A 14,526-nucleotide genomic window follows, 5' to 3' on the forward strand; every position below is an offset into this window, starting at 1 on the left:
CTACGCGTCCCGCACACACAGCAGCCGGCCGCCGGCGGTCATCGCGCCCGCCGCCCACAGGGCCAGGACGCCCAGCCCCTGCCACGGGCCCATCGGCAGGTCGTCGACGTGCACGGTCGTCTGGACGGCGAGGCCGGCCGTCATCGGGGACACCTGCTGGAGGTGGCGCTGCCAGTCGGGGTCGGCGACCACCTGGGCGAGGATCGGGAGGACGAACAGCAGGGCGAGGACGATCCCGACGGCGGTCGCCGAGTCCCGTACGACCAGGGCGACACCGAGGCTGAGCAGGCCGATCAGCACGAGGTAGAGGACCGAGCCCACGGCGGCCCGCAGCGTCGGCCCGTCGGTCAACGACAAGGCCGTGAAGCCGTGTTCCTCCGTGAAGCCGCGGCCGGGCCGCACGAGGCCGCCGATGAGCAGGGAGCCGAGGACGGAGACCGTTCCGGCCACCAGCAGCACCGCGGTGAGCACGGCGGACTTCGAGAGGAGGACCGTCAGCCGGCGCGGCACCGCGGTGAGCGTCGTGTGCATCATGCCGGTGCTGTATTCGTTGCCGGCCGTCAGCACCGCCACGATCGCGACGACGACCTGGCCGACCAGCACGCCGGTGAGGCTGAGCCGTGTCGGGTCCCCGCCGCAGCCGGTGGCGTCGCACCTGGACGTCATGGCCACCGCGGCACCGACCGCGAGGGTGAGCGCGACCACGCCGAGCGTCAACCAGCCGTTGCCCGCGTCGGTCCGCAGCTTCGTCCATTCGGCACGTCCGGCGGATCTCACGCGTCCCTCCGGCGGAGCAGGACCACGGCGGCGGCGAACGAGGCCGCGGCATAGGCGCACAGGACCGCGAGGCCGGCCCAGGGGGCCAGCGGGAAGTATCCGGACGAGGGCGAGTAGACGGTGACGACCTGGTCGTAGCGCTCGATGCTCTGCTGGATGGCGAAGCCGGCGGCGGGAGTGACCCTCAGCAGCCACCGCGAGGCCCCGTCGGGCAGCACGGACGCGGTCGCGAGGAGGTAGGGCAGCACCATGCCGACGACGACCACGGTGACGGCCACGGCGCTGCGCCGCAGGATGGCGCCGACGGCGAGGGCGAAGACGGTCGCCGCGGCGAGCAGCAGGCCCGTACCGACGACGACGCGCAGTTCGGTGGCCGTCGGTACCGTCAGCACGGGGAAGCCGTGCGACTCCGACCGCTGTCCCCCGAAGGGGACCATGACCGCGGCGGAGACCACACCGACGAGGAAGGCCACGGCGCCGACCACCAGGCCCTTCGCCACCAGGACGCGGCCCCGTCGCGGACTGGCCGCCAGGGTCAGGCCGATCATGCCCCGGCGGTACTCGACGGTGATGCAGCCCGCGCCCACGACGACCATGATGATCAGTCCGGCGAACGCGCCGACGAGGAAGTTCTCGATGGTCCGTACGCCGCTGGTGGCGGGGCCGCCGACGACGGGAGCGATGTCGCCCGCGCCGGTCACTTGGAAGCCGCCGCCGGAGGGGGTGGCTCCGCCCCGGGTGTCCTGGCTGTAGCTGGCGGAGGTGCCGGCGTCCCTGCCGACCTGGTCGCTCGCCCAGGAGCCGCCGGTCCACCGGCCGCCCAGGGCGACCTGGTCGAAGGTGCCGGTGGCGACGGTCGGGGCGAAGCCCGTTCCGGTGCCGGTCTCGTCCTGGACGGACGGGGAGGTCACGAACAGTCCGACCTCCGGTGCCGCCGACAGCCCGGCGAGGTCCGCACGGCCCACCTCGGACCACCTGGAACCGTCGGCCGACTGGTAGCCGGTGAGCGTGTCGCCGGTGCGCTGCAGGCGCAGCCAGCGCGGCACCTCCTGGGAGGCCACCGCGGTCGCCCCTGTCGCCCCGGGATCCCCGGCGATGTCGTGCGTGTAGTCGTACTGCATCCGCACGCCGTGGCTGCCCGTGACCATCATCGCCGCGTACGACGACCCCTGGTCGAGGCTGTCCTTCACGATGACCCCGGCCTTCGCCCATGGTGCGAGGCCGCTTCCACTGTCGTCCGGGTCGGTCGGGACGACACCGGCCAGCGAGGACACCGAGACGGTGATGCCGCCGTCGCCCCGGAGCTTCTGGTGGACGAAGTAGAAGCTGTCGTTGACCGCTTCGCCACCGGGGCCGACCGGGAGCGCGGAACTGCCGTTCGGGTCGGACTTGTTGCCGGCCGCCGTGGCGAGCAGGCCCACCAGGCAGATGACCAGCACCGCACCGACCGTGCTCCACACCCAGCCCCGTACCGTACGGAACTTGGTCCATTCCGCGTGCAGGAGCTGTCCGAAGCCGCCCCGGCCCGGTCGCGCGGTCGCGCGGGGCGGTGTCAGCGTGGCGGTCATCGGCCGGCCTCCTCGGGAACGGCTCCGCGGTACTGCACGGTGTCCCGGGTCAACTCCATGTACGCCTCTTCCAGGGAGGCGCGGTGCTCGGAGATCTCCGAGAACGGCACCCCGTTCCGGCCGAGGAGCGACACCACGTCCTCCGCGGGCAGCCCGGTCACGCTGATCGTGTCGGCCGACGTGGAGCTCACGGTGGCACCCGAGCGGGCCAGCGCCGTCATGGCCCGGGCGAGCGCGGACGTCCGCAGGGTCACTCTGCCCCGGGACATCGACGCCAGCAGTTCGCGCACGCTCATGTCGGCGACGACCTTGCCTCGTCCGACGACCACCACGTGGTCGGCGCTGTCCTGCAGTTCGCTCATCAGGTGGCTGGAGACCAGCACGGCCCGTCCCTGTTCGGCCAGCGAGGCGAGGAAGCCGCGCATCCATCCGAACCCCTCGGGGTCCAGGCCGTTGAAGGGCTCGTCGAGCATGACCACCGGAGGGTCGCCGAGGAGGGCGGCCGCGATGCCGAGACGCTGCCGCATGCCCAGGGAGAAGCCGCCCGCCTTGCGCCGGCCCACGTCCTGGAGGCCGACCTGCCGGATCACCTCGTCGACCCGCCCGGCGCCCAGCCCCTGGGAGTGGGCCAGCCACAGCAGATGATGGCGGGCGGTACGGCTCGGCAACACGGCCGCGGCGTCCAGCAGCGCCCCGATACGGGTGAGCGGGGTCCGCAGATGCCGGTAGCGGCGCCCGCCGACCAGCGCGGTTCCCTTGTCGGGTCTGTCCAGGCCGAGGATGACGCGCATGGTCGTGGACTTGCCGGCGCCGTTCGGACCGACGAAGCCCGTGACCTGCCCCGGCCTGACGTCGAACGTCATCCCGTCCAGCGCCCGGGTGCTTCCGAAGTGCTTGTGCACGTCCCTGACTTCGATCCTGGCGTCCGACGCATCGATCGCTTTCTCCATGTCCGCAGACTAGGGAGAAGGGAGTGGTCGGGTCGTCACGGCCAGGAGCCATGTTCCGCACCACTCACAGGAGCCAGTCCGCGGTCCGCCCGTCCCCCGCGGGAGGGACGGACCGAGTGCTGCCCGAGGGTGACGACCGGAGTTCGCTCGCCGGTCGCGCTACCGCGGCTTGCGGGAGCCGGGCACGACAAGTCCCGTTTCGTACGCGGCGATCACGGCCTGCGTGCGGTCGCGCAGCGCGAGCTTTCCGAGGATACGGCTGACGTGTGTCTTCACCGTCTCCTCGCTGACGACCAGCCGGGCGCCGATCTCCGGATTGGAGAGGCCCTCGGCGACGAGCAGCAGGACCTCTCGCTCGCGTGCGGTGAGCGCCTTCATTCCGGGCGGGGGCGTGGTGTCGCGTCTGGCGGGCATCAGCGCGAACTCGCTGATGAGCCTGCGGGTGATGCCCGGCGCGAGCAGCGCGTCCCCGGCGGCGACGACACGTACGGCGTCGAAGAGCCGTTCGGCGGTGACCTCCTTGAGCAGGAAGCCACTGGCTCCGGCGCGCAGCGCGTCGTACACGTACTCGTCGAGGTCGAACGTCGTCAGGATCAGGACGCGCGGTACGTCGACGCCGTCGGGCGAGGAGCCCACGAGCTGTCGGGTGGCCTCGATGCCGTCCATCTCGGGCATACGGATGTCCATGAGGACCACGTCCGGGGAGACTTCGCGGCAGACCCGGACGGCCTCCGCTCCGGAGGACGCGGTCCGTACGACGGTGAAGTCGGGCCGGCTGCCGAGCAGCGCGGCGAAACCGGTGCGGACCACGACGTGGTCGTCGGCGACGACGACCCGGATCGGCGAGGACGGGCTGGTCATGAAGTCTCTTCCGTCATGGGGTCTCTGACGTCATCGGGCTTCTGGCGTCTTGATGGGGAAGCGTGCTTCGACGACGAAGCCGCCGCCGCCGAACCCCGGACCGGTGTGTACGTCGCCGCCGACCGCGGACGCGCGTTCCCGCATCCCGAGCAGGCCGTGTCCGCCGGCGGTCGGGTCGGGGGGCGGCCCTGGGCCGTTGTCGCGGACGCGCAGGTGCAGGGCCTCGTCGGCGTAGGCGAGTTCCACGTCGACGGCGGCGCCGGTGGCGTGCTTGCGGGCGTTGGTGAGGGATTCCTGGACGATGCGGTAGGCCGCGAGTTCGATGCCCGGGTCCAGTGCGCTCGGTGACCCGCTGAGGATGAGGCGGATGGACGTGGCGGACGCCTTGCGGGCCTCTTCGAGCAGTTCGTGGAGCTGTCCCAGGTCGGGCTGCGGCCGGCGGTCGCCGCCGGTGACGGACTCGGTGTCCTCGCGGAGCACGCCGAGCAGCCGGCGCATCTCGGTCAGGGCCGCGCGGGCGGTGTCCCCGATGCCGAGCAGTCGTTCGGCGCCCTCGGCGGGCATGCCCGCGGTGGCCATCCGGGCCGTCTCGGCCTGTACGGCGATCATGGAGATGTGGTGGCCGACGACATCGTGCAACTCACGGACGATACGCACGCGTTCGCCGCGTGCGGCGTTCTCCCACCGCGTGCCGTCCATGACCTCGCGGACGGCGCTGTGCCGCCGGCTCTGCTCGTGGGAACGGGCGGCCAGTCCGGCGAAGGCGGCCAGCGGGACAAGCGCCGCGACGAGCACGACCCGTACACGGTGGTCGGTGTCGTCGGGTCCGGTGAGGGCCAGGACGAGGAAGGGTGTGCCGAGGAGCGCCGCGGACAGGACGGAGCCGCCGCGGCCGAGCCGGTACTGGGCGACGAGCTGGGCGGCGAGGCCCGCGAGCGTCAGCGTCTCGAAGATCAGGAGTGAGCCGATGCTCGCGGTGGTGACGGTGACCCCGGCCGCCAGGGGGCGCAGCAGGGCCAGTGGCAGGGCGGTCGACAGGCACAACAGCCCGACCACCATGGCGAACTGCACGCCTGCCGCGCTGTCGTGCGGGCCGGCCCGCACGGTGGCGTCGGCGAACAGCCGGGGTATCGACCCGTGGTCGCCGACGAACTCGGCCAGGGATTCCAGGACAGCGGACAGCCCGAGCAGGGTCCCGAACAGCGCACCCGCGTGGGGGAGTTCGGACACTCGCCGTCGCGTCGCGGTCCAGGTGTCACGCCAAGCCGTCGCACGGGGCACGCCGGTCAGTATGACAGTCGGGACTGTTAGGGATCATCCCCCTGGCTGGTGACGGCGTCGTCCCTCGCACGGGGGACGACGCCGTCACCGGCCGGGGGAGCCGCCGACCGACCGGACGTCCGCCGGGTCGAGGCCGACGGCCGTCCGACCGCCCTCGTGCGGTCCGGCGGAAGCGCCGTGGCCCTGCTGTCGGTGGACGTGCGGAGGAGGGGATCGACCGGATCATGTGAGTCATGGCCCCGTACCGCTCCTCGGGGCTACCGCCGGCTCCGTACCAGCAGGTACAGGAAGTACGGGGTTCCGATCACGGCCGTCATCAGGCCCGCGCCCAGCTGGGCGGGGGCGATGACCGTACGGCCGAGGAGGTCGGCCGTACAGACGAGCGCGGCGCCCAGCAGGACGGCCACCGGCACCACCCGCACATGCCGCCGGCCCACGAGGGCGCGGGCCGCGTGCGGTGCCACCAGGCCCACGAAACCGATGGTGCCCGCCGAGGCGACCGCGGTCGCGCTGAGCAGGACGCCCACCACCAGGAAGCCGAGCCTGGCCCGGGACAGCGGCAGCCCGAGGAGGCGCGGGGTGTCCTCGTCCAGGGAGACGAGGTCCAGTTCGGTGCGCCGGGCGAAGGCGACCACGAGGCCCAGGACCAGCACGAGTGCGACGGGCAGCACGTCCGGCATGGTCCGGCCGTACGTCGAACCGGACAGCCAGGTCAGCGCCTTCGTGGCGTTGAACGGGTCCGTGAGCACGATGAGCAGGCTGATCAGCGCCGCGGTACCGGCGGCGACGCCGATGCCGACGAGGACCAGCCTGTTCTGCTGGTAGCCGCCCCGGGCGGCGAGCCCGAAGACGACGACGGAGGTCAGCGCGGCGCCCGCGAACGCGGCACCCGCGACCCCCCAGGTGCCGGCGACGGGCGCGGTGGTGACGAGGAGTACCGCACCCAGCGCGGCGCCGCCCGACACGCCCAGGACGCCCGGCTCCGCGAGCGGGTTGCGGGTCACGGCCTGCACGAGCGTGCCGGCCAGGGCGAGCGCCGCGCCCGCGCACAGGGCCGCGAGCACGCGGGGGATCCGGGTTTCGAGGACGAAGGACACCCCTCGGCCGGCCCGGCCCTGCGCCCAGTTCGCGAGGTCGCCGAGCAGGAGTTTGCTGTCGCCGAGCAGGGCGCCGGCGATCGTGACACCGACGACCACGGCGACGAGAGCGGCCAGGGTCACCAGGAACACGGTCCGGCTGGGGATGCGTATCCGGTCCGGGGCCTCGGCGCCGGAGGTGTCCCGCAGCCGCAGGGCCATCACCACCAGGAACACGGCGCCGACCAGGCTGGTGACGACTCCGGTGGGCACGGCGACCGCCCGGTCCGAGGGGACGAGGGCCCGGAGCAGCACGTCCGACCCGAGGACCAGCACCGCGCCGACGAGTCCCGCCACGGGCAGGGTCGTACGGGCGCGGGCGAAGCCCCTGAACCTGCGGGCGAGCGGACGCACCAGGGCCGGTGCGCACAGGCCGACGAAGCCGATGGGTCCGGCGAGTGTGACGGCCGCCGCCGACAGCAGCGAGGCCAGGACGACCACCGTGACGCGGGTGGCGCGGACCGGGACGCCGAGGCCGCGGGCGGCGTCGTCGCCTAGGGCGAGCGCGTCGACGCGGCGTGCGACCAGCAGCAGCCCGACGATCCCGGCCAGGGCGATGGGCAGCATCTGCAGGACGCCGTCGAAGCCGTTCTGGCTGATGCTGCCCTGGTTCCACTGGTAGAGGCCCTCGGTCTGTTCGGGGAACAGCAGGAGCAGGCCCTCCGTCACGGAGTTCAGGCCCAGGGCCAGCGCGGTGCCGGCGAGGACCAGTCGTACGGTGCCCGTGCCGAGACCGGACAGGGCGAGTACGACGGCCGCGGCGAGGAGTCCGCCCACGAAGGCGACCGAGGAGGAGGCGAGCAGCGGCAGCGAGACGCCGGTGGCGCCGACCAGGCCGAGCGCCAGATACGAACCGGCGTTCACCGCGAGGGTGTCGGGTGAGGCGAGGACGTTGCGGCTGACGGCCTGCAGTACGGCCCCCGCCACGCCGAGGATGACGCCGACCAGGACGCCGGCGGCCATCCGCGGCAGCCGGGAGGCGATGACCACGGACGCGTCGGCCCCTTCGCCCTGCCCGGTCAGGGCCTTGAACACCTCGGCCGGTCCGACGGCGGCGGTGCCCTGGGTGATGTCGACGATCCCGAGGGCCACGACCAGCAGGACGAGCGCGGCCGTCACCGCGGGCGCGCCCGCCCAGGACGTGGCCGTCGACGGGCGGGTGACGGGAGGGGTTGCGGTGACGGCCATGGCTCCGTTGCTTCTGCTTCGCCGGCTTCTGTCTCGGCTGCTACTTCGTCAGCGCGGCGACGAGAGCGTCGATGTACGCCGACATCGACCCGGGGCCGCCGAATATCCAGATGCCGTCGTCCAGTCGGTGCACGTCACCGGCCTTCACGAACGGCAGGGACTTCCACACGGCGTTCTTCGTCAGCACGCCGGTGAAGGGGGTGGCGGTCTTGTCGTCGTCGTTGCCGATGTAGGCGAACTGCGTGTCCTTCGGCAGGTCGGTGAGGCCTTCGACGTCGGTGGACCCGAGACCGTAGGCCGCGTCGCCCTTGACCTTCCACGCGTTCTTCAGGCCGAGGCGCTTGTTGACGGATCCGATGAGGGAACCGTCGGTGTACGGGCGCAGGGTGACCTGGTTGGAGGTGACGTAACCGTCGGCGAAGGCGATCTGCGTACCGGCGAGGTCGGCGTCGGCGAGGGCCTTCTTACCCTCGGTGATCTTGGACTCGAAGTCCTTGCGGACCGTCTCGGCCTGGTCGGTGGTGCCGGTGGCCTTGGCGATCAGGTCGAGGTTCTCCAGCATCTGACCGATCTGGTCGGAGCCGTCCGCGGACTTGATCTCCAGCACCGGGGCGACCTTGCGCAGCTGCTTCACGGCCGCGGGCGCCAGGTCCGAGGAGGCCAGGATGAGGTCGGGCGCGAGGGCGGCGACGGTGTCCATGCTGGGCTCGCCGCGCGTGCCGATGTCCTTCGGCTCGTTCTTCAGCGGGACGGCGGAGTCCCAGGTGTTGTAGCCCTTGACGTCGGAGACGCCGACCGGGTCGACGCCGAGCGTGATGAGGCTCTCGACCTCGTTCCACTCGGTGGCGACGACCTTGGTGGCCGGGCCGTCGAGCTTGAGCTTCTTGCCGCCGCCGTCGGTGAGGGTGATGGCCTCGGACGTCTTCTCGGTCTTGTCGGCGGCGGGCTCGGTGGTGCCGCACGCGGCAAGGGTGAGCGCCGCGGCGGTGGTGGCGGCCGCGATGAGCAGGAGGCGTCTCATGAGGTGGTGCCGAGCCTTTCGGTTCGAGTGTGGCGGGTGTGCCGGGTGTGGTGTCGGCCGATCGGGCGGGTGCGCAGCCGGCCGGTGAGGGGGTCGTGGTCCACGTCGATGCGGATGCCGTAGACGTCGGTGAGGCGTTCCGGGGTGAGGACGTCCTCGGGCAGGCCGTCGGCGACGATGCGGCCCGCTTCGAGCAGGGTGATCCGGTCGGCGATGGCCGCCGCCTGGTCGAGGTCGTGCAGGACGACCCCGACGGCGATGCCGTGGTCGTCCGCGAGGTCGCGGACGAGGTCGAGGAGTTCGATCTGGTAGCGCAGGTCGAGGTAGGTCGTCGGCTCGTCGAGCAGCAGCACGCCGGTCTCCTGCGCGAGGCAGCTGGCGAGCCACACCCGCTGCAGCTGTCCGCCGGAGAGGTGGTCGGCGCCCCGTTCGGCGAGGTCCGTGACGCCGGTCAGCGCGAGGGCGCGGTCGATCGCGGCGGACGCGTCCGGGTCGGGCCGGCCGAAGCGGCCCCGGTAGGGGTAGCGGCCGAACTCGACGACGTCCCGCACGGTCAGTCCGCCGGGTGTGGGACGGCCCTGGGTCAACAGGGCGACGTGCCGCGAGAACTCACGGGCGCTCAGGGCGAGGCCGTCGGTCGCGGTGTCGATCCTGAGCGTGGCGTGGCGGGCCCGCTGCAGACGGGCGATCGTCCGCAGGAGCGTCGACTTGCCGCTGCCGTTGGGGCCGACCAGGACGGTCACCTCACCGGGCCGGAGCGCGACGGCCGCGTCGTGCACGACGTCGACTCCGTCGTACGCGACGGTCACGCTCGTGGCCGACAGGTGGTGACCGCGCAGACGCGGGGTGTCGGCTGTTTCTTCACCAGATCTCACCTGACGAAGGTTAGCCTAACCTTATTTGCGCTGGACAGGGGGTGTCCGCGCAAGGGTTCAGGCGGTCTGCCAGGACTCCGGATCCCACACTCCCGAGCGCCGCAGCGACGCCGGGCAGTGCAGGTATATCTCGTCTATCTCCAGGACCAGGGCCAGCGCGGGACGCTGGCCCTTCAGGGTCATGGCGTCGAAGAACGGGGCGTCGGTGAGGACGCGGGCCCGGCCGTTGACCCGCAGGACCTCTTTGCTGCCGGGGATGAGATAGAGCAGGCCGGCGTGCGGGTTGTCGAGGATGTTGTGGAAGCTGTCGCCCCGGCGGTTTCCCGGCCGGTCGGGCAGGGCGAGCGTGCCGGAGTCGATGACGTGCGTGAAGCCCGCGATGTCCCCGCGCGGGGAGACGTCGCAGTTGCCGCGCGAGTCGGAGGTGGCCAGCAGACAGAAGGGCGAGCGGGCGATGATGTCCCGGTCCTGGTCGGCGAGCCGGTCGTGGACCTTCTCGATCACGATGGGCCAGGGTTCGCCGAGCAGCTCGCGCAGCTCGGCGCTCGACCCCAGTTCGACCCAGCCTTCCTCGCCTTCCTCGGTCACGGCGTCCGGCCCTTTTCCGGCGGTGTCGATCGTGTGCGGCAAGGCCGACTCCAAACATGCGTGCGTCCGGCGGGTACAAGTAGGTGCACGCAGAACATTATCCGACGTCGTTAGGCATGCCTTACCTGAGAGACGCCCGGGGCCGCCGCGACGACACGGTCCCGCTCGGCCCGCGTGAACCGTCCCTCCGCCAGCCAGAGGTCGGCGAGGACGCCCACCGCCCGTACGAAGTCGCCGGAGGCCGCGAAGGGAGCCTGGGCCCAGAGGACGTCGAGGAAGGTCAGCCCGTCACCGCGGGCACGGTTCGGTACGCCGGAGTCGGTCGCGCCGAACACGACGACGGGTTCGGCGCGCCTGAAGTAGGCGTGGTAGCGGGCATCGTCCGCGAGGTGGAACGGCGCCAGGGTCAGACCGTGGGTGGTGAAGTGCGAGGGGCGCCCCTCGGGGTCGATCGCGTCGGCGAGATCGCCCCGGAGTGTGAAGTCCTTGTAGAAGGAGAACGCGCGGAAGCCCGTCTCCTGACTCCGCGCGACCAGCAGCACCGGCCCATGGAACAGCGACTGGACGGCGGGGTCGTCCAGGGCCCTCTCGATCCGCAGCCGGTAGGGCGCGGAGATGCGGATCCGGTCGCCGCGCCGCCAGGTCCTGCTCACGCTGAGATAGGTGCCTGGCACTGCTACGCCCGGCTGCGGCACCCCGTTGACCGTGACCGTGAAGCCTTCCGTGGCCCAGGACGGCACCCGCAGTCTCAGATCGAGCGTGCCACCGCCCTCCCGGAAGAGCAGGGTGCGCACGCCCTCCGCCGGATAGTCGCTCGTCTGCTCGACGACGAGACCCTTCTCGGGCCACCGCAGGGTCGAGGCGAGGTAGAGGTTGACGTACAGCGCGTTGCCGTCCGCGGAGCGGAAGTACACCGAGTCCTGGTACTTGGTGTGGTTCTCCATGCCGGTGCCGCCGCAGCAGGTGCCGGTGTTGCCGTACTCCCGCGCGACTCCCGGCCCCATGCCGACGAAGTAGGTCACCTCCGGGCTGCCCGTGCCCGGCCCACCGGCCGTGTCCCTGCGGGAGGCGAGGACGTGGTTGGTCAGACCTCGCTCGTAGTGGTCCATGTAGGCGGGATCCGGCTCGTGGAAGAAGAGCTGCCGGCTCAGTTTGAGCATGTTGTACGTGGCGCAGGTCTCGGCGTTCTTGTCGTCGAGGGTCGCCGCGATCGCGCCCCGGGCACGGAACATCTCGCCCTGCCCCGTACCGCCCAGGCTGTACGTCCGGGACTCGGTGACCATGTCCCAGAAGTTGCGGGCCGCGGCGGCGTACCGCTCCTGCCCCGTGTGGTCGTACAGCCGCAGATAGCCGGTGAACTGCGGGATGTGCTGGTTGGCGTGTCTGCCCTCCAGGATGTCGCGGTCCTCGGCGCAGGCGTCCAGCAGTGCGGTGTTGTCGAAGCAGCGGGCGGCGGCGAGGTGCTCCGGCCGTCCGGTGAGAGCGTGCAGGTCCGCCAGCACCTCGTTCATCCCGCCGTACTCCCCCGCGATGTAGATCGACCACATGCGCTCCAGCTGCGCCTTGGGCAGCCCGCCGAGGCGGCTGTGCACCCAGTCGCCCATCCCCGAGGCGAGCGCGAGGGCCTGCGCGTTCCCGGCGAGGGTGTACGCGTCCAGCAGACCCCGCATGATCTTGTGGCAGGTGTAGTACGGCGCCCAGATGGTGGGGTACGTCGTATAGCTCTCCAGCAGGATGAACTGCGTCTCCGGATACGCCGCCAGATAGCCGGGGTGGCTCGGTCTCGGGGAGCCGTGCTCGGCCAGGGCCTGCCGGCACTCGCCCAGCGCGCTCACCACGTGGTCGAGTGTGGCCTTGAGCGCTGCCTCCCGTGTGTCGGCGTACGCCTGCGCAACGAGGGTGAGAAAGTGGCCGCCGTAGTGCCCGCGCAGATTGCCGTCGGCCGTCTCCCAGCCGCCGGGCGGACGGGCCCCGCGGGTGTCCAGTCCGGCGTTGGCCCGGAAGACCGCCAGGATCCGGTCGGCGGGATAGGCCCTGGCGTAGTCGAGCATCAGGTCGCGCTTACGGCGGAACACGCCCTCGCCGAGGGCGACTTGCCCCAGGGGGAACGGCTGTACCTGCAGGGCGGGCGCGGCGGCCGTGGTGGCCCGGCCGGGCGCCGTTTCCGCGATGCCAGGCGCGTCCGGGGCCGCACCGGTCACGGCATGCGCGGGCTGCGTCGTCTGCGCGAGGGGGACAGCGGCCGCCGTCCCGGCGGCGAGCCGTAACAGGCGTCGGCGTGTGGGGGGTCGGGACATGCTCTGCCTCCGGTCATGGGTGGTCCGCGGGCAGCCACACCCGCATCGTCGAGGGGCCCCGGTTCGCCCAGGAGTGGTACGGGACCAGGGTGATCTCCGCCCCGTCGGCCTCCGGTGGGGCGGTCGGAGCGTCGAGCGGCCGGTACGGCCAGGGCTCGTCGCGTGGCGCGTCGTACGCGGTGACCCGGCCGGCGACCACGACGGTGTCCCCCGCCGCGTCCGGCCCGTCCTGCGGGTCCGCGGACGGGTCCACACGGATCGCGTCGACGTCGAGGCCGCCGGGCAGGTCCACGGACTCGGCGCAGTACACCCGCGGCCCGCGCTGGACGGCCACGGCGCCGCGCACCGCGTCGACGCGCGGATCGGCGTCGATCCAGCGCGGCCGTACGGGCAGTTCGAGCCGTATCTCGTCGCCGGGCCGGAAGACCCGGGTGACCTCGGCGGTGCCCGGGACGACCGTGCGACGGCTGCCGTCAGGTTCGACCAGCCATGCCGCGGCCCCCGCCGTCCACGCGGGGACGCGCAGCGAAACGGTCCACGGGCGGTCCGACGGCGAGCGGTCGACGCGCACGACCACGGTCCCGTCGGCCGGGTAGTCGGTACGGATCCGCAGAGCGACACCGTGACCGGACGCGAGGAAGGTGGCGATCCGCGCGTCGGCGTACTGGTGCACCTGGATGCCGTGGTCGTCCGCCGTGGCCAGGTACGCGGGCAGCTGGGCCAGCGTTCGTGCCACGTTGGTGGGGCAGCAGGACACCTCGAACCAGGGCGCGCGCGAGCCGGAATCGGCGCGCGGACTCACCGCGTCGGCGGCCGCCGGGGCACCCCGGTGGCGCCGGTGCAGCGTGTTCGCGTAGAAGAAGGCCCGGCCGTGTTCCGCCGGGGAGGCCGCGACCACGTTGAACAGGGTCCGTTCGGCGAGGTCGGCGAAGCGCGGTTCACCGGTGGCGAGCAGCAGCCGCCAGCTGAGCTGTACGGAGGCGACGCCCGCGCAGGTCTCCGAGTAGGCGCGGTCCGGCGGCAGGACGAAGTCGTCGCCGAAGGCCTCGTCCCGGTGGTGGGAGCCCATGCCGCCGGTCAGATAGGTGCGCCGGGCGACCCCCGCCTCCCACTGCCGTACGACGGCGGCGAGCAGTTCCTCGTCGCCGGTCTCCACGGCCACGTCGACGGCGCCGGCCGCGAGATAGAGGGCTCGTACGGCGTGGCCGCGCAGCGCATGGGCCTCCCGTACGGGCAGGTCGTCCTGGTAGTAGACGCGGCCGAACTCGCCGTCGGCGAGCGTGCCGTGGCCCCGGCGGTCGACGAAGAGCGCGGCCTGGGCCAGATAGCGCTCCTCCCCCGTCAGCCGGGCCAGTTCCACCAGGGCCGTCTCGATCAGCGGGTGGCCGCAGACGCGCTCGATGCCGCCCCGTCCGAAGGTCGCGCAGATGTGGTCGGCGGCCCGTCGGGCGACCTTCGTCAGCTCGCCCTCGCTCGCTCCCCGCGCCCTGGCCTGGGCGACGCCCGCCTGGATCAGGTGGCCGTGGCAGTACAGCTCGTGGCCCCATTCCAGGTCGCTGTAGCGGGGCTGCTGTCCGGGGCGGCCGAAGGCGGTGTTGAGATAGCCGTCCGGTTCCTGGGCGGCGGCGACGGCCTCGGTGAGTGCGGTGGCGTCCACGTCCGGCGCGCTACCGGCGGCGCTCTGCCAGGCCGTGGCTTCGAGGAGCTTGTACAGCTCGGAGTCGGCGAACTCCCGTCCGCGCCGGTCCTGTTGGACGCGCCCCTCGGCGGCGGCCCGGAAGTTGCCGGTCCAGCCGGAGCGTTCCATCCGGTCACGGCAGTGACCGAGGGTGGCGGTCTCGTTGATGTGTCTGCGGCGGGCCCAGAATCCACCGGTGATGCCGACCTCGTCGAGCCCGAGCGGCCGCAGCCTGCCCCGGGTCGGCGCCACCGGGAGGACGGACGACGGCGCCGGGTTCTCCATTCTCTGCCTGCTTTGCTTGCC

10 protein-coding genes and 1 pseudogene are annotated in these 14,526 nt (G+C 72.2%); all 11 read right to left on the minus strand.

Annotation, left to right across the window (positions count from 1 at the left end):
• The gene (locus ACH4DZ_RS24045) at nucleotides 1-777 is read right to left on the minus strand and encodes an ABC transporter permease (RefSeq protein WP_398289352.1); all 777 of its coding nucleotides are present in this window, start codon (nucleotides 775-777) and stop codon (nucleotides 1-3) included.
• Nucleotides 774-2,345 carry an ABC transporter permease subunit gene (locus tag ACH4DZ_RS24050; protein WP_398289353.1) on the minus strand — a complete coding sequence of 524 codons (1,572 nt, stop codon included), beginning with the start codon at nucleotides 2,343-2,345 and terminating at the stop codon, nucleotides 774-776. Before ACH4DZ_RS24050 ends, ACH4DZ_RS24045 begins: the two co-directional genes overlap by 4 nt.
• A complete protein-coding gene (locus ACH4DZ_RS24055) occupies nucleotides 2,342-3,295 on the minus strand; it encodes an ATP-binding cassette domain-containing protein (protein ID WP_398289354.1) in 954 nt (317 codons plus the stop codon). Before ACH4DZ_RS24055 ends, ACH4DZ_RS24050 begins: the two co-directional genes overlap by 4 nt.
• A gap of 159 nt (nucleotides 3,296-3,454) precedes the next feature.
• Nucleotides 3,455-4,156, minus strand: a complete 702-nt coding sequence (locus ACH4DZ_RS24060) for a response regulator (RefSeq protein ID WP_398289355.1) — start codon at nucleotides 4,154-4,156, stop codon at nucleotides 3,455-3,457.
• A 30-nt stretch (nucleotides 4,157-4,186) separates the two neighbouring features.
• Nucleotides 4,187-5,437, minus strand: a complete 1,251-nt coding sequence (locus ACH4DZ_RS24065) for a sensor histidine kinase (protein ID WP_398289356.1) — start codon at nucleotides 5,435-5,437, stop codon at nucleotides 4,187-4,189.
• A 257-nt stretch (nucleotides 5,438-5,694) separates the two neighbouring features.
• Nucleotides 5,695-7,764 (minus strand): annotated as a pseudogene (locus tag ACH4DZ_RS24070) (iron ABC transporter permease); the annotation flags it as partial.
• A gap of 37 nt (nucleotides 7,765-7,801) precedes the next feature.
• Complete coding sequence (locus ACH4DZ_RS24075; protein ID WP_398289357.1) at nucleotides 7,802-8,782, minus strand: iron-siderophore ABC transporter substrate-binding protein; 981 nt, start codon at nucleotides 8,780-8,782, stop codon at nucleotides 7,802-7,804.
• Nucleotides 8,779-9,657 (minus strand): ABC transporter ATP-binding protein, encoded by an 879-nt coding sequence (locus tag ACH4DZ_RS24080; RefSeq protein ID WP_398289358.1) that lies wholly within the window; start codon nucleotides 9,655-9,657, stop codon nucleotides 8,779-8,781. The genes ACH4DZ_RS24075 and ACH4DZ_RS24080 overlap by 4 nt, the downstream gene beginning before the upstream one ends.
• Before the next feature lie 57 nt (nucleotides 9,658-9,714).
• A complete protein-coding gene (locus ACH4DZ_RS24085) occupies nucleotides 9,715-10,287 on the minus strand; it encodes an MSMEG_1061 family FMN-dependent PPOX-type flavoprotein (RefSeq protein WP_398289359.1) in 573 nt (190 codons plus the stop codon).
• Between the two features lie 68 nt (nucleotides 10,288-10,355).
• Nucleotides 10,356-12,542 carry a beta-L-arabinofuranosidase domain-containing protein gene (locus tag ACH4DZ_RS24090; RefSeq protein WP_398289360.1) on the minus strand — a complete coding sequence of 729 codons (2,187 nt, stop codon included), beginning with the start codon at nucleotides 12,540-12,542 and terminating at the stop codon, nucleotides 10,356-10,358.
• 13 nt (nucleotides 12,543-12,555) lie between these two features.
• Nucleotides 12,556-14,505 (minus strand): glycoside hydrolase family 127 protein, encoded by a 1,950-nt coding sequence (locus ACH4DZ_RS24095; protein ID WP_398289361.1) that lies wholly within the window; start codon nucleotides 14,503-14,505, stop codon nucleotides 12,556-12,558.
• Nucleotides 14,506-14,526 lie beyond the last annotated feature (21 nt).

Source organism: Streptomyces sp. NPDC017991 (assembly GCF_044328075.1).
Lineage (GTDB): Bacteria > Actinomycetota > Actinomycetes > Streptomycetales > Streptomycetaceae > Streptomyces.